Origin of the sequence: Bacillus cereus group sp. N14 (assembly GCF_016483555.1) — a bacterium.
Taxonomy (GTDB): Bacteria; Bacillota; Bacilli; order Bacillales; family Bacillaceae_G; genus Bacillus_A; species Bacillus_A wiedmannii.
Genome location: NZ_JAEHBQ010000052.1, coordinates 1 through 1,039, shown reverse-complemented (window position 1 = coordinate 1,039; position 1,039 = coordinate 1). Strand labels below are relative to the sequence as shown.

Below are 1,039 nucleotides of genomic sequence, written 5' to 3'. Positions count from 1 at the left end.
AAACAAAAGTAGAAGGAACGAAGACATGGAAAGACGGAAATGCAACAGACCGTCCGACGATGATCAAAGTAGACTTACTACAAAACGGGAATGTGATTCAAACACACGACGTACTAGCAGTAATGGGTTGGAAATATATATTCTCAGATCTAGAAGCATATGATGCGGAAGGAAAGGCTTACGAGTATACAGTGAAAGAACAGCCAGTACCAGGATATGAATCTAAAGTAAGTGGTACTAATATCACAAATACAAAAGTAGGTCAAACAAAAGTAGAAGGAACGAAGACATGGAAAGACGATAACGCAACAGATCGTCCAGAAATGATTCAAGTAGACCTTTTACAAAATGGTACAGTGATCGCGACGCAAGAAGTAAGCAAAGTAACAGATTGGAAATATGAATTCAAAGATTTAGTAGCGTATGATGCAAATGGAGTAGCGTACAAGTATAAAGTGAAGGAACAACCGATAGCTGGATATGAATCCAAAGTCAACGGTTATGACATCACAAATACAAAAGTAGGCGAAACAAAAGTAGAAGGAACGAAAACATGGAAAGACGATAATGCGAAAGATCGTCCGGAAATGATCAAAGTAGATCTTTTACAAAACGGTAAAGTAGTAGATACAAAAGAAGTAACAGCGGCAACAAATTGGAAGTACACGTTTGAAAAACTCCAAGCATACGATGCAAACGGAGTAGCGTACAAGTATGAAGTGAAAGAACAGCCAGTAGCAGGATATGAATCCAAAGTAAGTGGTACTGATATCACAAATACAAAAGTAGGTCAAACAAAAGTAGAAGGAACGAAGACATGGAAAGATGATAACGCAACAGATCGTCCGGAAATGATTCAAGTAGACCTTTTACAAAATGGTACAGTGATTGCGACGCAAGAGGTAAGCAAAGCAACAGGTTGGAAATATGAATTTAAAGATTTAGCAGCATATGATGAAAATGGAGTAGCGTACAAGTATGAAGTGAAGGAACAACCGGTAGACGGATACAAATCCGAAGTAAAAGGTTATGACATCAC

1 protein-coding gene is annotated in these 1,039 nt (G+C 38.2%); it reads left to right on the top strand.

Features of this window, described 5'->3' with window-relative positions; genetic code table 11:
* Positions 1 to 1,039, top strand: a 1,039-nt coding sequence (locus tag JDS82_RS28960; protein WP_199714323.1) for a Cna B-type domain-containing protein, incomplete at both ends; no start/stop codon positions are given.